The following is an 18,658-nucleotide window of genomic DNA, read 5'->3' on the forward strand; positions in this document are numbered from 1 at the left end:
GCCACTTTGCGTCAGGCCGGAACCTTGCGAAGAAAATCGAGCATCACATCGTTGAACTGTTCGGGCCTTTGCAGCGGCGCAAAATGGCTTACACCCGGCATCAGGATCAACTCGGCCCGCGGAATACTGCGGGCCAGGTACTCCGCATGTTCCGCCTTGATGAATTCATCATGCTCGCTTTGCACGATCACGACTGGCACCTGAATCTTCGCCAGGTCGCTAGCGGAGTAATTCGGCTGGGTCTTCATCATTTCGCCGACGGCGCCGACAAAGGCCTCGAACTGATCCGGCGTGGCCGACAATTGAGCATAGTCCGCAGCATGGCGTCCGAGGCACCGCTCGATGACCGGCGTCATAACGAATTCCTTCGTGCCGGTAGCGTCCATGTTGCAGCCAAAGAAGAAGACGCCGGCAACACGTTCAGGGGCTTTGGCGCCGAGGATCAACGCGGTGCACGCGCCGTCGCTCCAGCCCACTATGGCAGCTTTTTTCAGTTGCAGGACGTCCATGACGGCAAGCACGTCGGACGCCATCAACTCGTAAGAATAGGGACGCGCATCACGCGTACTGCGGCCATGACCACGACTGTCGATCAACACGGCACGATATCCCGAGCCGACCAGCGCAGGCACCTGCCAGCCCCAATTTCCGCTGTGGCCCAGGCCTCCATGCAGCAGAATCACCGGCGTGCCGGTTCCGTAGATCGAGTACGCGATTCGCGCACCGTCGTGCTCCACAATTCCTTGATCGCTTGCCGCAGGCAACGGAGGTGCGCCATGCACAGCAAAATTTTCGAGCTCGTCGTCGTACGGTTCCATGGCGGTTTTACCTGTATAGGCGTATACGGATGGAAGAATAACCGACTAAAAGCAACATGGCACCCGGCCAGTCGCGCGAAAATAAGACTCGCTGAATCCTGCGGATGGAACTGAACAAGTTAACACCGATCCAAAGAAGTTAACACCCCGGCGTGATATTTAACAACATTCCCCTGGCGCGCGGACGCGGTTCCTGGCAAGCTATGCAAACCGGTCGCTGTTCTCAGGCTTTTCTCCTGGCGTATCGCCAATTAAAGTGGTGTAATTAACATCATCTGCAGGTTGCCTGGGACTGCCATACTATTTGCTTCCAGTTGCAATGCAAGGCCAGCGCGCTAACCATCGCATCATCACGCATCGCCTGATTTCGAAACGCAGAGAACCTGACCAGAATACGTCACCCCTGAGTAACGTCCCTGCGCCTTGCCCCTGCGGACAATCATCCTGTTTGATTTGAAGTTCGATTTAAAGAGTGGAGGTTTATTATGTCGACCCATGCGCACTCACGTGAAGCAAATGCTGCCGAACGATTCGTTCGTGCAACCAGGCAAGTAGATATTGCCTTTCGCGTAGTCAGAGGCGAGGACGTGCCGCAGAACCGGCACATCGAGCACTCCCTTGCGCTTCGCCAGCTCGAGCAGGCGTTGGACGAACTCGCAGAGGCTCAGGATTTCTTCGACTCGGCGGTGGTCAAGATCGCCACGCAACCGAAGCGGACCAATTGATACCGTCCCGCTCGCTTTCGTTTCCTGGCCTATCAGAAACCATGTCCACGACGATTGAACGACTTGATGGCGAAGCGCGCGAACGTCTGATCCGCTGGATTCGCCACCGCATGGAAGAATTCGGCATTACGCTGCCGGCGCTCGCGGAGTCTCTCGAGTCCGACCAGAAAAGCGAACAGGCGGTGGCGTACCGGGACGCCTGGGGAAATACCTGGAACGGTAGCGGCGATCTGCCGGAGTGGCTGCAGCGGGCCGTGGCGGCCGGACAAAGCATCGAACACTTCCGCTGCAGCTAACCGCTCTGGATCACACCGCCGGGATTAGTGCTTTGCCAGTTCAGCGTCGATGGCCGCCAGCAGACGCGGGTCGTCAGCCGTGACGTCAGGGGCAAAGCGCCCCACTACGTCGCCGTTGCGGTTGATCAGAAACTTTTCGAAATTCCACAGCACGTCCGCCTGGTTCTCAGGGTTCACGCCGTAGCCCTTCAGCTTTTCGCGGAACGGGCCATCACCGGTTGCAACCGGCTGCTTTTCGGTCAGCGCCGCGTACAGCGGATGCTGGTCTTCGCCAAGCACGGAGATCTTCGAGAAGAGCGGGAAGTGCACGTCATACTGCGTGGAGCAGAACGAGGCGATCTCGTCATTGCTGCCGGGCTCCTGGCCTTTGAAGTTGTTAGCCGGGAAGCCCAGCACTTCGAGACCGTCGGCGTGCTTTGCCTGGTAGAGACTTTCCAGGCCGCTGTATTGCGGCGTGAGACCGCATTTGGAAGCAACATTGACCACCAGCAAGACTTTGCCACGGTAGTCGGCAAGGCTGCTGTCCTGACCGTCGATCGTTTTCAGGGGAATGTCGTGTAACGCTAATGCCATAAATCCTCCGTTGTCGCCTGGTGAGAAAAAATAACGTGGGCGAGACAGAAGACTAACGGAGTTCTGCGTTTGCTGCCGGCGGTGCCTAGCCGGGGGTTTGCCACCCCAGGCCTAGACTCTTTTGCAAGGCCACGTAATCCTTGATTAACTGCGCTTCGCTCTGAATGCGGTTCTGCTCCGCCGAATAGCGGGTTCGCTCGGTATCGAGCCAATCGAGCGCCGTGGTCGTACCCGCGCGGTAGCGTTGTTCGGTCAGCACCGCGGCGTGCGTAGCGGAGTCTTCCACCTCGCGAAGGCTCACGGCGTTGTCGCGTTCGTGGCCGTAGCGCGAGAGCGCCACATCCGCGTCCTTCAGCGCGCCCAGCACCGTGCTCTCGTATTTCGCCTCGGCCTCGTCGCGGCCGGCCTTTGCCTGATCGACGCTCGCCTTCACGCGGCCAAAATCGAATGCATTCCATTGCAGATAAGGCGCGGCAACCCACGTGTAACTGCTTTTGCGAAACAGATGACCGGGTTCGGACGCGCTAAAGCTCAGGTCGCCAAATAGCGTGACCTTCGGAAACCAATCCGCTTCGTGCTCGCCGATCTGCGCATTCTGCGAGGCAAGTCGCCGCTCGGCCGCGCGGATGTCGGGACGTTGACGCAACAGACGCCCTGGATCGCCCACCGCCACCGTCGCCGGCAACATGGGAAGCGGCTTCTGTGCCGACAGTTCGGCATCCAGCGCACCGGGCTCGCGGCCCGTGAGCACGGCGAGTTCGTCGAGCGATTCGGCCACCTGCGCGTCGAGCGGAATGATGCTCGCCTGGGTATTTTCGACCTGCGAGCGGATCCGTTCCACATCGAGATCCGAGGCCACGCCGCGCGCACGGCGCTGTTCGGTCAGCGTCAGAATGCGCGTTTCAAGCTCGGCGGATTCGTGGGCGATACTCACGCGCTGCTGCTCATCGCGCAAGCCGACATACGCCTGCGCCACCTCGGCGGCGAGCTGCACATGCGCATCGGCGAGATCGGCCTGCGAGGCATCCGCCTCTGCCGACGCCGCTTCGATCGCCCGCCGCGTGCCGCCGAAAAGATCGATCTCCCAACTGGCATCGAAGCCCGCGAGATAAAAACTGATCGGCCCGCTACCGCTCGAGGACGAACTCTGTCCGCCTTCGAGCGACGACAGATCCGGGGTAGGCGTGCGCAAATAAGCGGCGCTACCCTGAACCTTGGGCAATTCGTTGCGCTGCTTCGCTGTGAGACCGGCGCGCGCCTCGCGGACGCGGGCCTCGGCGGCATGCAGATCGGGACTGTTCTTGAGCGCCGTATCGATCAATGCGTTCAGTTGCTCGTCATCGAGCGCGAGCCACCATTGAGCAGCCACAGGCGCCGTCGATACCGTGCCCTGCGGAGCCCGATTGAATGAGGTCGCCTGCGCGGCGATCGGTGCGGCCTGCGGCGCGCCGTGGTAGTCGGGCCCCACCGTGCAGCCAGCCAGCGCCAGCGCGGCCGCCACGGGAAGCAGGCCGAAACAGAGAGCAGAGTTGAGTGACTTCATATTGTTTTCAGTGTCCTGCCGACGGTGTGCCGGCAGCCGGCTTCTTCAGAAAGAATGCGAGCGGAATGCACAGCAGCAGAGCCACGCCAAGCACATAGAAGGTTTCGGAATAGGTAATGACCACCGCCTGCATCTGCATCTGCGCGGTAAGCTGGCCGATTGCCTGAAGCTTCGCGTAGGCCATGTCGCCGGTCTGCGCAAAAAAACTGGCAGCGCTAGCCGTGAGGTGATCCTGCCCGATCAGCGAATTGGCGCTTAAGGAATCGCGGATCACATCTTCGTGGAACGTGTTGCGGCGGTCGATGAACGTGCCCAGCAATGCGAGTCCGACCGAACCGCCCAGGTTACGCGCCATGTTGTAGAGACCCGCAGCGTCACCAGCTTCCTCGCGCGGTACGGCCGCCATCGACGCCTGGTTGAGCGGCATCATCGCCAGCACCTGGCCCACGCCGCGCAGCAGTTGCGACCACGTGAAGTCATGGCCGACGCTTTGTGCGGTGAGCGAGATGTCGAGCATGCAGCTCGCGGCAAAGCAGCACAGCCCGGCGATCACCATCAGGCGCGTATCCACGCGGCCCATGAGACGAGGCAGCACCGGCATCAGCAGAAACGCGGGCACGCCGGAGATGAGCATCACGCCGCCCGACTGCTCCGCGTTGTAGCCCGATACGTTGCTCAGGAACTGTGGCAGCAGATACGACACGCAGTAAAGACCCGCGCCCACCGTGAACACAATGAAGATGACGCTCGCGTAGCGCGTATTCTTCAGCAACGTCAGACGCACGATGGGCTTCTTCGCCACGACCTGCGCAATCACCAGCAACAGGATGCCCACCACCGACACGACACTCAGCCACACGATCATCGACGATTCGAACCAGCGCTCGCGCTGCCCTTCCTCGAGCACGACGGTCAGCGAACTAAGCCCCGCCGCGAGCCCGACAATGCCGAGCCAATCGGCCTTGATGAATTGCGACCAGTCGGTGCGAGCGGTCTTAAGTCCCAGAAACAGCAGCACCACCAGTGCGCCGCCCACCGGAACGTTGACGAAGAAGCACCAGCTCCAGTCGATATTCTCCGCGAGCCAGCCGCCCACCACCGGACCGAGCAGCGGCCCGAGCAGCACGATCAGGCCGAACATGGTCATGCCGATCGGCATCTGGTGACGCGGCAGGCGCGTCGCCACAATCGTCTGCGCGGTCGGAATCATCGCGCCGCCCACAAAGCCCTGGCCGATTCGCCCCGCGATCATCTGCGGCAGGCTGTGCGAAACGCCGCACATGACCGAGAACAGCGTGAAGAGCGTCGCGTTGCCAAGCAGAAAATTTCGCAGTCCGAACACGCGCGTGAGCCACGCAGCAAGCGGGATCATCACGATTTCCGACATCAGGTAGCCGGTTGAAATCCACGTGCCTTCCGTGCCGGTCGCGCCGATTTGCCCTTGAATCTGCGGCAGCGCCGAATTCGTGATCGAGATGTCGAGCGTCGCCATCAAGGCGCCGAGCGCGCCGGCGGCCACGGCGATCCAGTCAGAGGCGGTGGCATTGGGCGGATGCGCCGGCTGCGCAGCGGATGCGTCTACTCCGCTGCCCGGCATGCTTGCCGGCGTGCTGGAGTTAGCCACGTCCGTTTTCCCGTTCCATGCGCTCGGCGGTATCGCGGGCGCCGCGTGTGTCCACCTCCACGTTCACCGAGAGACCCGGCAGCAATACCTTACGCGTTTCAGGACCGGCCGCGATGTGGATCTTCACCGGCACCCGCTGCACGATCTTCGTGAAGTTGCCGGTCGCGTTCTGCGCGGGTAACAACGCGAACTGCGAACCCGTGCCGGGCGAGAAGCTGTCCACGGTGCCGTGCAGATCTTCGCCGGGTAACGCGTCGACCCGGATCGTCGCCGGCTGACCAACCCGCATCAGGCCAATCTGCGTTTCCTTGAAATTGGCCGTCAAATACACGTCCTGCACCGGCACGATGGTCATCAGACGCGTGCCCGGCTGCACATACTGGCCGATGCGCACTGTGCGGTCGCCGACGCGACCCGCGATCGTGCTGCGTATCACGGTGTCCTGCTCGTCAAGCTGCGACTGTTGCGTGGAGGCGACGGCTGCGTCGAGTTGCGCATGAGCCTGCTGGATCTGCGCCTGCAGATTCGCGACCTGACGCTCGGCGACCTGCAGCGCTGCGGCGTCGGCGGCGCGCGTGGCGGTAGCCTGGCGAGCCGAGTTGCGCAGGTCGGCCACACGTTCTTCGGTCTCTGCTCCCGTTGCGGCAAGCGGTTCGTAGCGCTTGACCTGGGCGAGCGCATGCGCCTCGTTCGACACCGCGCCGTCGAGTTGCGCCCGCGCCTCGCCGATGCTCGCCTGCTGCTGCGCCAGTTCGGCCTCGCCGCGCAGAATATCGGCCCGGCGCGCGGCCACGGTGGCGTTGGACTGTTCCAACGCCGCTTCGTACTGGCGGCTGTCGAGCCGCACCAGCGGCTGTCCGACCGCAACCGTCTGGTTGTCGCCAACCAACACTTCAGCCACGTACCCTGACACCTTGGGTGCAACAGTCATACTATCGGCTTGCAGGTAGGCGTCGTCAGTGCCCTGGATAAAGCGTCCCACCGTCCACCAGCGCACGCCCCACGCGGCCGCGGCGATCAGGGCGATCAGCCCGGCCGCCATGAGTAGCCGGCGTGTGGGGGAGCGGCGCGCGGGCGCAGCTCCAGCTTCGTTGACGGGAAGGGTGGCCGACATGACGACTCCAGATTTTTTCCAATTGATATAATTATTCCAGTTGGCACATTTCTGTCAATTGATATATTTTTGCTTCACTTACAAAAGCTTCTGAGGATCCAACGGATGTCCCCTGCCCCGAGACATCGCCACGCAATCGATGGCGGCTACCAGCGCGGTGAAGAAACCCGCGCACGCATCGTCGACGCGGCGCTCGCGCTGTTCGGCGAATATGGCTTCGACGGCGCCTCGACGCGCGACATCGCCGAGCGCGCGGGCGTCAACGCACCGGCCATCGGCTATTACTTCGACAATAAGGAAGGGGTCTACCTGGCGTGCATCGAGCACATCGTCTCGCGGGTCTGGGCACAGATCCTCGAACCCGTCGAGGCAGCCGAGAAAGCGCTGGCGAACAATGTCGACGACGACGGGCTGATCGAAGCGTTCTGCGCGATCCAGGCAAGCATTGCCCAGTTCATGTTCACCTCGACCGAATCGGACGACTGGCGCCTGTTCATGGCGCGTGAGCAAGCCGGCCACGGTCCGTCATCGGGATTCGAGCTGATCGACAAGAAGATCAGTTGCCGCCTGACCAATATCAGCGCGACGATTGTCGGACGCCTGCTTGGACGTCCTGCAGATGATGAAGAGACGCTGATTCGCACGCTAACGCTCAACGGACCGGTCGTCGCGTTTCACATCCACGGGCGTAAATCGCTGAGAGTGCTGGGATGGGACGCTGTCGACGCAACCAGGCTCGCGACGCTGATGCGCATCATCAAGGAGCAAACGGTCACGCTCATGCGAAGCATGACGGCGTTGAGAGACAGGCAACCTTCAGGTGCACCCAAGGCGGCCGGCGTCAAAGCGATCAATAGCAAACGCGTCCAGCGGTAACGACGGAACGCCGTCCAGCACCAGTTCCGACACCAGCTTGCCGCAACCGGGGCCAAGCTGAAAACCGCTGCCGCAGTATCCGAACGAGTAAGTCAGATTCGACGCCTTGCGGCTCGGTGAAATCACCGGCAGCGAATCCTCGGTAAATGCTTCCACCCCGGCCCACGCGCGATTGACGCCGAGGTGGCGCAGATGCGGAAACAGGTCGACCACGGTATGCGCGCTTCTCACGAGGCGCGCGAAGTCCACTTCGCCATGACGTCCCGGCAAATCCGCGATGCCGATCAGCTTGCCGCCGATCACGACCGTGCCATTATCGAACTGCTTGAACGACAAGGGCCTTCCCGTCGCGCCAAGCGTCGCCCGGCAGAATGGCGCAACGCGGTGCGTCACCATCAGCATCAGCCCTTCCGGATGCACCGGCACGGGCTCGCCAACTTGCCTCGCAAGCTCACCTGACCAGGCCCCTGCCGTGATCACCAGATGCTCCGCTGAAAAGAGGCCAGCGGGTGTCTGTGCGTACCAGCGCGTGCCACGCTGTTCGATCCGCTTGACGGGCGTGCCTTCATGAAAGACCGCAGTGCGTGCCTGCGCTGCGTGACGAAACGCCATGGTGGCGCGGTACGGTAACGCATAGCCATCGCGTTCGACCCAGATCGCACCGGTCACATACGGCGCGAGCGCCGGCTCCAGTTCGCGGACAGTCGCGCGGTCGATGATCTTTTCGTGAGTAAAGCCCTGCGCCTCGAGCGACGCAACGCGAGCGCGACACTCGTCGAGCTCGGCCTCGCTTTCGGCGATTTTCATCTGCCCCGAGGGCACGAAACCGGCGTCATCGCCGATGGTCGCGACGATGTTGTGCCAGATCTCGCGTGACATCAGCGCCAGCGGGATTTCCGGCAACGGCCGGCCGAGCGTGCGCACACCGCCCGCATTGACACCCGACGCATGACGGCCAACGTAATCCGCTTCGAGCACCGTGACGCGCACGCCACGGCTCGCCAGATAGAACGCGCTGCTCGATCCGTGCAGTCCACCACCAATCACCAGCACGTCGGCTTCGTTGACCGCGGCGCTATTCACCGGCGAGTTCTCCGAGCGTGAGCGGTTTGATCGGTGGGCGGATACGGTAATAGCCGACCGTGGCAGGCGACACCTTGCGTGCCTCGGCGATCACTTCGGTCACGGTCAGCCCGCAAAGGCGTCCCTGGCACGGGCCCATCCCACAGCGGCCAAACGACTTGGCCTGATTCGGGCCCTGACAGCCGAGTTCCACGAAGCGACGCACGTCGCCAGCCGTCACCTCTTCGCAGCGGCACACCTGCACGTCGTCCTGCGGCACGCGGTTCTCATCGCGCGGGCGGTACAAGGTATCGAGGAACGGACGGATACGCTTCACTTCCGCGAGGCGCCGCAACAACGGCGCCGCGTTATGGTTACGCGTCGTCTGATCGAGCGCGCCCAATTGCGCGGCGATCGCCAGCGCGCTCAGTTCGCCTTGCGCCTCGGCCGCTTGCGCGCCGGCGATCCCGCCACCGTCGCCTGCGACGAAGATACCGGCGACATCGAGCTCGCCCCATGCATCGGTCTGCGGAGTGAAGCACAATTGCGCGTCGTCCCAATGATGCGTTGCGCGCAGCGACCAGCTGAACTGCGTGTTCGGCACGACGCCCTGATGCAACAGGAAAACGCTGGCCTCGATCCGTTGCGGCACGCCGCGCACCGAGAAGCTCAACGCGTGGGCCCGGTCGGTGCCATCATCACCCGGCGCGCCTTCGATGCGAAGATCGTCGGCACCCTCGTGAATCGGCACACCCGCTTCGCGCAGCGCGCGGAGCAATTGCAAGCCCTTGGCCAGATACGGCCACGCCCGCAACGCCGAGATCATGTGACGCTTGGCACGCCAGCGGTCCTCATGACGCGTGGTGTCGACCAGCGCGCGAATCGGCACGCCCGCTCGCACGTATTGCCAGCCGAGCAGATAGAGCAACGGTCCGCAGCCAACCAGCACCGGTGGCTCCGCTGGCACCTCGCCGGCGCTCTTCAGCAGGATCTGCGCGGCGCCGGCGGTCAGCACACCCGGCAGCGTCCAGCCCGGTATCGGGAAGGGCCGCTCCAGCGCGCCAGTTGCAAGCACGACACGCTTCGCCTCGAAGCTCCCGGTTTTTCCATCCTTCAGATAATGCACGGAGCGCTCGCGCGTGACTTGCCAGACCGAGGCGTTCGGCTCATAACGCGCCCCACTGCGCGCGAATGCCTCCGCCAGCGCCGCGCCTGCGACGTAGTCCGGCCCAAGGATCTCGCGACGCTGCGCATCGCTGCGCTCGATCGCCCGATAGATCTGTCCTCCGACCGTCTCCTGCTCGTCGAGCAGCACCACCGACAGGCCCGCTCCCGCAGCCCGCGTCGCCGCAGCGAGCCCCGCAGGCCCGGCGCCGATCACCGCGACATCGACCGGTTCAACGAGCATCGGAATTCTCCTTGATGGATTGCGATGACGCCGGATCGGCGCTGAACGGCAGGTCCCGCGCGCCCTCCTGCGAGTGGATCCGCATGCCGTCCTGTACCGTCACCAGGCAGCTTTGCCGGCTCGGCACGCCATCGATTTCGACGAGACATTCGAAGCACACGCCCATCATGCAATACGGCGCTCGCGGCGCACCGGTAACCGGCGTAGCGCGAAAGCGCTGCACGCCGGCAGCGAGCAGCGCGGCCGCCACTGAGCGACCGCCTGGCACCTCAAGCGGTTCATCGTTGAACCAGATATGGACGGTGACATCTGCGACGGCAGGCGCAAGCGGTGCAAGCACCCTGAAAAGCGGTTTGGAAGTCATATCAGAGTCGTGTATCAAGCATGACTAAGGATTTTTGCAGGCGAAAGGAACCGGCCGCCGGGAAATGCGCTGAGCTCATCAGGTATCGCGCCGCCCACGACCCAAGGGGCAATGCGTAGCGCGTGGGCGGCAGCCAGTGTCACGCCGCTGTGACAGGTGACAACAAACGCTCCCGGATACTGCGACGACTGCTCGTAGATCGGGAAGCTATCGGGGCTATATACGCGCAACGCCGCCCACATGCGCACCAAGCGGACATCTTTCAGAAACGGGAAAGCTCTCACGCCGCGACGCGCGATTTTCGACAGCACATCGGTCGTCGTGAAGTCGTTGAAGCCGACCTCTTCCATCGAATCGCCCAGCTGCACAGAGCCCTCGTCGGTCTGCCGTACGTTGATCGTCGGATGATGCAGAAAAGGCGCGACGCGCTCGCTGACCAGTATCTGCCCGCGATTCGGTTTCACCGGCGCATGCAGCCCGACCTGCGGCGCCAACGAGCTGTTGCCGAGGCCTGCAGCCAGCACGATCCGCGGCGCGCGCCACACACCGTTGCGTCCATGCGCGGCGAAGCCGCCCTCCTCCGGCGCAATGCGGCCGATCTGGCTGTTCCCGACCAGCGTCACGCCGCGCCGTTGCATCGCATCGTGCAACGCGCGCAACAGCTTGAGCGGATTCACGTGGCCGTCCATCGGCGTATAGCTTGCGCCGATCACCTCGGGTCCGATTGCAGGCAAACGCTCACGCAGTTCTTTGGCATCGAGCAGTTGATAGGGGTAATCGCCGCCTAACTCCGCCTTCAATATGCCGAGGCGCTTGTTGCGTTCGGCCAGTTCCTCGTCCGAGAAGCAGAGGTGAAAGCCGCCCGGCTGCCGCAACGCCACGTCGATGCCGGTGTCCTCCAGCAACGCTGCCGCAAGCGCCGGCCAGCGGTCAGCCGAGCTGCGTGTCCAGCGCGCGTAAGGCGACAGGCCATAGCCTTTGCCTTGCACCCACACCAGACCGAAGTTGCCGCGCGAAGCGCGAAAGCCACCATCGCCTTCATCGAGCACGGTCACCTTCGCGCCTTCTCTGGCAAGTCCATACGCCACCGCCGTACCGACCAGCCCGCCGCCTACCACCAGCACGTCGGGACTTTCGGCTCCATCAACTGTCATCGTGTTTCTCCGATCAGGACGCGGTCCAGACCGACCATCCGGTCCAGCACCAGCATCAGGACAACCGTGCCGGCGATCAACACCGTCGACACGGACGCCACCAAAGGATCGATCGTTTGCGCGATCTGGTTATACATCGCGACGGGCAACGTGGTCGTGCCCGGCGTCGCGACAAAAATGGTCATGGTCAATTCGTCGAAGCTTTGAATGAAGGACAACACCCAGCCGCCGACCACGCCCGTACGGATCATCGGCAGCACGACGCGGCGAAACGCGGTGAAGCGGCTCGCGCCGCATGAAAGCGCGGCACGCTCAGCGTCGCGATCGAGACCGACGGCCGACGACAACGCGAGCCGCAGTGCGTACGGCACTACGATGATCACGTGAGTCGCACACAGCGCCCAGAACGATCCGCCGAGTCCGAGCAGGCTCAGAAAGCGCAGGAACGCGATACCGAGCACGACGGCGGGAATCATCATCGGCGAAAGGAAAAAGCCGGTGAGTGCGCCGCGCCCCGGAAAGCGATAACGTGCGATCGCGAGAGCCGCGGGCACCGCGAGCGCGACGCCGAGCGTCGCCGCCACCAGCGCAAGCCGTACGGACAGCCAGAATGCGTCGACGATGTCCTCGTTCTCGAGGATCGCTCTGAACCAGCGCAGCGATGCGCCATCGAACGGCATCGAGATATAACCCTTGTCGGTGAACGACACTGCTACTACCACCACGAGCGGCGCAAGGATAAACGCGAGAAACAGCGCGTTGAACAGGAGACCCCAGAATCCGTTTTGTTTCATGGCGTCCTCCCCATCAATCGAAGATGTGCTTGAAACGACGTTCGGCGAGCCGGCTGCAGCCCATCACGATCGCCACGTTGGCGATCAGCAGTAACACCGCAATCGTCGCGCCGAGCGGCCAGTTGAGCGTGCCGAGGAATTCGTCGTAGGCCGCCGTTGCAACCACCTTTAGTCGCCGGCCGCCAATGAGCGCAGGCGTGGCGAACGCCGAGGCAGATAACGCAAATACGATGATCGAACCCGATAGCACGCCTGGCAGGATCTGCGGCAGTACGACTCGCCGAAATACGCGCAGCGGCGACCCGCCAAGCGACAGGCCTGCCCATTCGACCTGCGGATCGAGCTTTTGCAGCGTTGCCCACACCGACATCACCATAAAGGGCACCAGTACGTGGGTGAGTGCAATCACTACGCCGGTCATGGTGAAGACAAGACGGATCGGCTCGGAGGTGAAATGCAGCGCCTGCAGTGCGTTGTTAAGCACTCCGTTGTTGCCGAGCAGGATCTGCCAGCCCAGCGTGCGTACCACCACCGAGATCAGCAACGGGCCGAGCACGATCAGCAGGCACACCGACTGCCACGGCCGCTTCATGCGCGCGAGCACGATCGTCTCGGGCACGCCGAGCACAATGCACAGCGCAGTCACCGCGAAGGCGAGTCCGGCTGTGCGGGCGAAGATTGCGCCGTAGTAGGGATCGGTGACTACCTTTAAGTAATTCGACAACGTATAAGCCGCAAGCGTGCCTTGGCTGTCACTAAAGGCATGGAACGATAGCACCAGGGTCAGCACGAGCGGTACCAGCAGCAGGCCGCCGAACAGCAGCAGCGCCGGCCCGGACAAAAGCCACGGCGCCGCGCCCGCGCGATCGTGGTCAAGAGTGGCCATCGGGCTTCTCCTTCTCGAGCATGCGCAGGTCATCGTCGGACCACGCAAGACCGACGTGCTGGCCTTCTTCTGGCGGTGGCGCACCGAAGTTAGGCTGCGCCACGCTCAGGCGTCCGATGCCGGTGTCGACCTGCAGCAGCCACTGGTTGCCGACGAACACCCGCGTCGTGATGCGGCCGCTCGCGCGCGCATCCACCTCTGCCAGACGAACCTTTTCTGGGCGGATATACACGTTGACATCGCCTTGTGCAGGCCGCCCTTCATGCGGCACCCTGAGCGTAGTACCCGCCACATCCACCTCGGCGCAGCGTCCATTGCGGCGTACAACGGCTCCCGACAACAGGTTGGTCTTGCCGAGGAAGGTCGATGCAAAAGCCGTCTTCGGCCGTTCGTACGCTTCGAATGGCGTGCTCAGTTGCGCGATCGTGCCACGATGCATGACCGCGATGCGATCGCTCATCGTCATCGCCTCGACCTGGTCATGCGTCACGAGGATCGTCGTGATGCCGAGGCGCTTCTGGATGGCGCGCAGTTCGATATGCATCTCCTCGCGCAGCTTGGCGTCGAGGTTCGACATCGGTTCGTCCAGCAACAGCAGTTCGGGACGCATCGCCAGCGCGCGCGCAATGGCCACACGTTGCCGTTGACCGCCCGACAGCTCCTTCGGATAGCGACTGCCCAGGCCGTTCAGACGCACGAGTTCGAGCACTTCGGCCACGCGTTCGGCACGCGCCGCGCGCTTCATATTGCGCATTTCCAGGCCGAAGCCGACATTGCCCTCAACCGTCATGTGTGGAAACAGCGCGTAGCTTTGAAATACGACACCCATGCCGCGCTTTTCGGGCCGCTCGTGTGTGATGTCACGTCCATCGAGCGTGATCGTGCCGGTGCTCGGCGTGATGAACCCGGCTACCATCTGCAGGGTTGTGGTCTTGCCGCAACCGGACGGTCCAAGCAGCGACAGGAACTCACCTCGCTCCACTTCCAGGTCGATCTGCTCGATCGCAGTGAAGTCGCCGTAGCGCTTCGATATGCCTTTGAGTGTCAGGAAACTCATGTGCGTCCCTGTGAGGGTAGCAATGGGCCGGACATGCGGCGCGGCAGCCGCAGGCCCACTCGGCAGCGCTTAAGCACTCAACGCTCGACGCTGCGATTCCAGCGCTCAGTCCATTCCGCGCGATGCTGATTGATGGTCGTCCAGTCGACGGCGATCAGCTTCGCCACCTGATCTGGACCATAAGGTACGCGTGCCGCGACTTCCGGTGCCAGCTTGACGGTCTTGTTGACTGGACCGAGCCCTATCGCCTTGGCCTGGATAGCCTGCACTTCCGGACTCAACAGATACTGGATGAATTGCTGCGACAATTCGGGCTGCGCGTTTTCGGCCACCACGCAAGCCGCGACCTGCAGCGCGATACCGCCTTCCTTCGGATAGAAGAACTTTAGCGGAAAGCCCGTGTTCTGCAACGCAACCGCGCGGCCGCTACCGTAGGGTGCGAGAATCACGTCGCCGTTCTGCATCAGGCCGTCCATCTCGCCTGGCGTCGGTGCCCACGACAGCACATCCGGCGCGACCTGGTTTGTCATCGCGGCGAAGCCTGGATCGATGTTCTTTTCGCCGCCGCCATTTAGCCGCGCGAGCATCACGAGCGCGTGCAAGCCGTACGTGTTGGTGATCGGCGGCATGCCAAGCTTGCCCTTCAGACGCTTGTCGGTCAGCACGGTCCAGGAATCCGGCGCGGGCAGGCCCATCTTCTTGAAGGCTTCCTCGTTATAGCCGATCCCCGTCGCCACCATGCCGACGCCCACCGCAGTCGGGCCGAGGTGCGCGAGCGGATACAGGTCGTTCATGACCGGGGCGTCTGCGATTTTCGAACACAGGCCCATCTGCATGGCCTGGTACATCGGACCGTCGTCCATGACAGCGACGTTGATCTGCTCATGGCCCTTCTGCGCCTGCAGCTTCGCCAGCGTGTCGCTCGAATTGCCCGCCACGTAGACGATCTTGACGTTGTGCGCCTTCTCGAACGCCGGGATGATCGTCTGCCGGTACATCTGCTCGTTCGAACCGCCGACGTTGGCCACGTAAAGCGTGGTGTCGGCCTGCGCCACCAGCGGCCCGCACAACACACCGGCAATGCCGAGTGCGGCCAGCAGCAAACGGACAGATAGCGGACGAGGGTTTCGCTGCGGGTATCGCATGGGCTGGTCTCCAGTCAATGTGCTGCCGGGCACTTGCGGGAATACATGTGAGTTGAAAAGATTCTGTCGGGCAAAATGCATAACGTCCAATACGAATAAAATAACAATCCATACCAATCTGATATGGGTTGCGCACGATGAATCTGAAGCACATTGAAGCGTTTCGGGCGGTCATGCTGGCGGGATCCATGACCGCAGCGGCGAAGGAGTTGTTCACTTCACAACCGAACATCAGCCGGCTCATCACGCAGCTAGAACGCGAAACCGGGCTGCTGTTGTTCCAGCGCAGCGGCGTCAGACTGATCCCCACCAGCGAAGGCAACGCTTTCTTTCGCGAGGTGGAGCGCGCTTATGTCGGGCTTCAGGGACTGACCAACGCGGCCGCGCAGATCAAGAACCTGGGCAGCGGGCGCCTGCGCATCGCAGCCATGCCTTCCGCGGGTCTGACGCTGGTGCCGCATGTCATCAAACGCTTTCAGGAATTGCGGCCGGAAGTCACCGTGTCGCTTCACGTGAATACCTCGGGGACGGTCAATCACTGGACCTCCTCGCAGTTCTGCGATCTGGGCGTAGCGGTCTACAAGAGCGAAGCGTCCACCTGTGAAGTGGAACTGTTGTCGGAAGCCGCAGCGGTCTGCGTGCTGCCGGCCGGCCATCGCCTGACGAAGAAGTCGGTGCTAAAGGCCGAGGACTTTCAGGGCGAAGCGTTCATCTCCCTCTGTCATGGCGACGGCACCCGGACGCAAATGGACGAGGCCTTCGAACGCGCCGGAGTCCAACGGGTACTCGCCATCGAAGCGCAGTATTCGGCTATCTGCTGCGAGATGGTGCGTTGCGGGATGGGCGTAACGCTGGCGCACCCCATCGTCGCGCGCGACTTCGCGGGGCCCGGCATCGAGATCCGGCCATTCAAGCCCGCGGTGCTGTTTCCCACCTATCTGCTGTATCCGCCGCATCAGCCGCGCGATCGCCTGACGCTCGAGTTCGTCCAGTTATTGCGCAAGGAGCACCAGGACCTGCTGGACAGTTTTGAAAAGCCGCGCCGTCCGAGCCGGCGTTAAAGCTTGATGTAGCGGTCGTTCAGGGAAAACCCCGATCCTCATCCGAGGCGATTCATATAAACATATATATGAATTTTCACCAGCCATCGGACCTTGACGATCTTGGACGACCGCATTCCCCGCTATCACCGCCTGCGCGACCAGTTGGCCGCCCGCATTGCCGCGCTTGAATGGCAGCCTCAAGACCCGTTGCCGACCGAACAGGAACTGGCGCTCGCCTATGGCCTCGCAGTCGGCACGGTACGCAAGGCGGTCGACCTGCTTGAGCGTGAAGGACTGGTCGAACGCTTCCAGGGACGCGGCACCTTCGTACGCCGCGCCGCCTTCGACCGTTCGTTGTTCCGCTTCTTCCGCTTTCACTCGCCCTCGGGTGAGCGACGCGTCCCTGAGAGCCGCATTCTCGAGCGCGCCGTGATGCGCGCGCCCAAGGCGGTCGTGGCGAGATTCAGCCTCAAAACGGGCGCCAAAGCGATCCGGCTCGCGCGCTTGCGGCTGATCGACGACCAGCCGATCGTGGCCGAGCAGATCTGGTTGCCGTATGAACCGTTCGTTGCGCTGGCCGACTGCCCCATCGAAGAGTTCGGTCCGCTGCTCTATCCGTTCTATGAACAGCGCTGCGCCCGCGTGGTGGCGCGCGCCGACGAACGATTGACGGTAGAGACCGCCAATGAAGAGGATGTCGCCACGCTGCGAGTTGCCGCACACAGTCCGATCGTCGTGATCGAACGGGTTGCCTTCGGTTACGACGGCGCACCGCTTGAATGGCGTCTTTCGCGAGGCGCCGCGCAACACTTTGCGTACGACATAGAGATTCGCTGAGCGGCGCGTCGTCACGCACTTTTGGGGTTTAACAAGCAGCATCGTTGACGCCGGCATACGGCGCGTGGAGTCCAGATGTTTTCCTGGTATGGCGAAGTATCGAAGAACGAGCGGCGCACGTTCTGGGCCTGTTTCGGCGGCTGGGCGCTCGATGCGCTCGACGTGCAGATGTTCAGCCTCGTGATTCCTGCGATCATCGCCGAATGGGGCATCAGCAAGACCCAGGCGGGGCTTGTCAGCGGCGTGACGCTGGTTGCGTCGGCGCTGGGCGGCTGGATTTGCGGCGCGGCAGCGGATCGCTACGGTCGCGTGCGCACCTTGCAGGTTACGGTGGCCTGGTTTTCGGTTTTCACGCTGCTATCCGCGTTTGCACAAAATTTTCCGCAGTTCATCGTGCTGAAGGCTCTGCAAGGTTTTGGCTTTGGCGGCGAGTGGGCAGCCGGCGCAGTGCTGATGGCCGAGACCATCAGCAACCGGCATCGCGGCAAGGCAATGGGCGCGGTGCAAAGCGCATGGGCCGTGGGCTGGGCCGCAGCGGTGCTGCTCTATGCAGGGGTGTTCTCGTTCCTGTCACCCGCGCTCGGCTGGCGTGTGATGTTCGGTATCGGTATCCTGCCGGCGCTGTTGATCATCTACGTGCGGCGCAACCTCAAGGAGCCCGTTGTCGCCGCGAAGAAGGGCGCGCAAGAGGCTAAGCCTGGCTCCGCCGAACGCGTCCCGCTGCTCTCGATTTTCGCGCCGGATGTGCTGCGCATGACGCTAATCGGCGGCCTGCTCGGCGTCGGCGCACATGGCGGCTATTCCGCATTGACCACCTGGTTGCCCACCTTTCTGAAGACCGAGCGGCATCTCTCCGTGCTCGGCACCGGCGGCTATCTCGCGGTCATCATCCTCGCGTTCTTTTTCGGCTGTCTGGCAGCGTCGGTGTTGCTCGATGCCATCGGCCGCCGCCAGACCATCCTTCTATTTTCGGTCTGCTGCGTGGCGACGGTGATCCTGTACGTCTTCCTGCCGATGTCGAATCAGGCCATGCTCGCCTTAGGCTTTCCGCTCGGTTTCTTCGCTGCCGGAATTCCCGCGAGCATGGGCGCGCTTTTCAACGAACTCTATCCGCGTGGCACGCGCGGTACAGGTGTCGGCTTCTGCTATAACTTCGGACGAGTGGTCTCGGCTGGCTTCCCGGTCATGGTCGGACATCTTGCCGGTCAGTTTTCTCTGGGCTTCGCGATCGGTATCGATGCTGCGATCGCTTACGCAATCGTTGCGGTTTCGATCCTCATGCTGCCGGAAACGCGTGGCCGTACACTAGACGAAGAACCTGCAGCCTGATCTGAGTGTT

19 protein-coding genes are annotated in these 18,658 nt (G+C 62.6%); 6 read left to right on the forward strand and 13 right to left on the reverse strand.

From position 1 onward, the window contains the following. Positions 1-11: 11 nt before the first annotated feature. The gene (locus tag P3T20_RS03610) at positions 12-818 is read right to left on the reverse strand and encodes an alpha/beta fold hydrolase (protein WP_429286076.1); all 807 of its coding nucleotides are present in this window, start codon (positions 816-818) and stop codon (positions 12-14) included. Positions 819-1,303: 485 nt separating this feature from the next. Here P3T20_RS03610 and P3T20_RS03615 point away from each other — a divergent pair, with 485 nt between their 5' ends. Next, complete coding sequence (locus tag P3T20_RS03615; protein WP_074266279.1) at positions 1,304-1,543, forward strand: hypothetical protein; 240 nt, start codon at positions 1,304-1,306, stop codon at positions 1,541-1,543. 41 nt (positions 1,544-1,584) lie between these two features. Continuing rightward, a complete protein-coding gene (locus tag P3T20_RS03620) occupies positions 1,585-1,839 on the forward strand; it encodes an H-NS family nucleoid-associated regulatory protein (RefSeq protein ID WP_122158068.1) in 255 nt (84 codons plus the stop codon). 24 nt (positions 1,840-1,863) lie between these two features. Here P3T20_RS03620 and P3T20_RS03625 read toward each other — a convergent pair whose 3' ends face one another. The 4 genes from P3T20_RS03625 to P3T20_RS03640 form a co-directional block, all read right to left on the reverse strand. Further along, positions 1,864-2,412 carry a glutathione peroxidase gene (locus tag P3T20_RS03625; protein ID WP_074266281.1) on the reverse strand — a complete coding sequence of 183 codons (549 nt, stop codon included), beginning with the start codon at positions 2,410-2,412 and terminating at the stop codon, positions 1,864-1,866. 85 nt (positions 2,413-2,497) lie between these two features. Beyond that, positions 2,498-3,955, reverse strand: a complete 1,458-nt coding sequence (locus tag P3T20_RS03630) for an efflux transporter outer membrane subunit (protein WP_429286077.1) — start codon at positions 3,953-3,955, stop codon at positions 2,498-2,500. A 7-nt stretch (positions 3,956-3,962) separates the two neighbouring features. Next, positions 3,963-5,552, reverse strand: a complete 1,590-nt coding sequence (locus P3T20_RS03635) for an MDR family MFS transporter (RefSeq protein WP_429286198.1) — start codon at positions 5,550-5,552, stop codon at positions 3,963-3,965. Positions 5,553-5,571: 19 nt separating this feature from the next. Then, positions 5,572-6,693, reverse strand: a complete 1,122-nt coding sequence (locus P3T20_RS03640; RefSeq protein WP_429286078.1) for an HlyD family secretion protein — start codon at positions 6,691-6,693, stop codon at positions 5,572-5,574. A 105-nt stretch (positions 6,694-6,798) separates the two neighbouring features. Here P3T20_RS03640 and P3T20_RS03645 point away from each other — a divergent pair, with 105 nt between their 5' ends. After that, a complete protein-coding gene (locus P3T20_RS03645) occupies positions 6,799-7,569 on the forward strand; it encodes a CerR family C-terminal domain-containing protein (protein ID WP_074266285.1) in 771 nt (256 codons plus the stop codon). On the opposite strand, the gene P3T20_RS03650 is transcribed toward P3T20_RS03645, so the two are convergent. From P3T20_RS03650 to P3T20_RS03685, 8 genes are all read right to left on the reverse strand, one after another. Beyond that, complete coding sequence (locus P3T20_RS03650; protein ID WP_429286079.1) at positions 7,510-8,652, reverse strand: NAD(P)/FAD-dependent oxidoreductase; 1,143 nt, start codon at positions 8,650-8,652, stop codon at positions 7,510-7,512. The genes P3T20_RS03645 and P3T20_RS03650 overlap by 60 nt on opposite strands. After that, positions 8,645-10,039 carry an NAD(P)/FAD-dependent oxidoreductase gene (locus P3T20_RS03655; RefSeq protein WP_429286080.1) on the reverse strand — a complete coding sequence of 465 codons (1,395 nt, stop codon included), beginning with the start codon at positions 10,037-10,039 and terminating at the stop codon, positions 8,645-8,647. The genes P3T20_RS03650 and P3T20_RS03655 overlap by 8 nt, the downstream gene beginning before the upstream one ends. Continuing rightward, positions 10,029-10,403: a (2Fe-2S)-binding protein gene (locus tag P3T20_RS03660; RefSeq protein ID WP_429286081.1), complete on the reverse strand. Its 375-nt coding sequence runs from the start codon at positions 10,401-10,403 to the stop codon at positions 10,029-10,031. Before P3T20_RS03660 ends, P3T20_RS03655 begins: the two co-directional genes overlap by 11 nt. A 14-nt stretch (positions 10,404-10,417) precedes the next feature. Then, on the reverse strand, positions 10,418-11,557 hold the full coding sequence (locus P3T20_RS03665; RefSeq protein ID WP_429286082.1) for an NAD(P)/FAD-dependent oxidoreductase: 1,140 nt from the start codon (positions 11,555-11,557) through the stop codon (positions 10,418-10,420). Continuing rightward, entirely contained in the window at positions 11,554-12,351 is a 798-nt protein-coding gene (locus tag P3T20_RS03670; protein WP_429286083.1) for an ABC transporter permease, read from the reverse strand. The genes P3T20_RS03665 and P3T20_RS03670 overlap by 4 nt, the downstream gene beginning before the upstream one ends. A gap of 13 nt (positions 12,352-12,364) precedes the next feature. Then, positions 12,365-13,237 carry an ABC transporter permease gene (locus tag P3T20_RS03675; protein WP_074266291.1) on the reverse strand — a complete coding sequence of 291 codons (873 nt, stop codon included), beginning with the start codon at positions 13,235-13,237 and terminating at the stop codon, positions 12,365-12,367. Beyond that, positions 13,224-14,294 (reverse strand): ABC transporter ATP-binding protein, encoded by a 1,071-nt coding sequence (locus tag P3T20_RS03680; RefSeq protein WP_429286084.1) that lies wholly within the window; start codon positions 14,292-14,294, stop codon positions 13,224-13,226. Before P3T20_RS03680 ends, P3T20_RS03675 begins: the two co-directional genes overlap by 14 nt. A gap of 77 nt (positions 14,295-14,371) precedes the next feature. Continuing rightward, entirely contained in the window at positions 14,372-15,439 is a 1,068-nt protein-coding gene (locus P3T20_RS03685) for an ABC transporter substrate-binding protein (RefSeq protein ID WP_429286085.1), read from the reverse strand. 137 nt (positions 15,440-15,576) lie between these two features. Between P3T20_RS03685 and P3T20_RS03690 the strand changes: the two genes are divergently transcribed. The 3 genes from P3T20_RS03690 (at position 15,577) to P3T20_RS03700 (ending at position 18,648) form a co-directional block, all read left to right on the forward strand. Next, complete coding sequence (locus tag P3T20_RS03690) at positions 15,577-16,500, forward strand: LysR substrate-binding domain-containing protein (RefSeq protein WP_429286086.1); 924 nt, start codon at positions 15,577-15,579, stop codon at positions 16,498-16,500. 93 nt (positions 16,501-16,593) lie between these two features. Beyond that, positions 16,594-17,319, forward strand: a complete 726-nt coding sequence (locus P3T20_RS03695) for a GntR family transcriptional regulator (RefSeq protein ID WP_429286087.1) — start codon at positions 16,594-16,596, stop codon at positions 17,317-17,319. 75 nt (positions 17,320-17,394) lie between these two features. Beyond that, positions 17,395-18,648: an MFS transporter gene (locus P3T20_RS03700; RefSeq protein ID WP_429286088.1), complete on the forward strand. Its 1,254-nt coding sequence runs from the start codon at positions 17,395-17,397 to the stop codon at positions 18,646-18,648. Positions 18,649-18,658 lie beyond the last annotated feature (10 nt).

The sequence above is a fragment of the Paraburkholderia sp. GAS206C genome (assembly GCF_050435645.1).
Taxonomy (GTDB): domain Bacteria; phylum Pseudomonadota; class Gammaproteobacteria; order Burkholderiales; family Burkholderiaceae; genus Paraburkholderia; species Paraburkholderia phenazinium_B.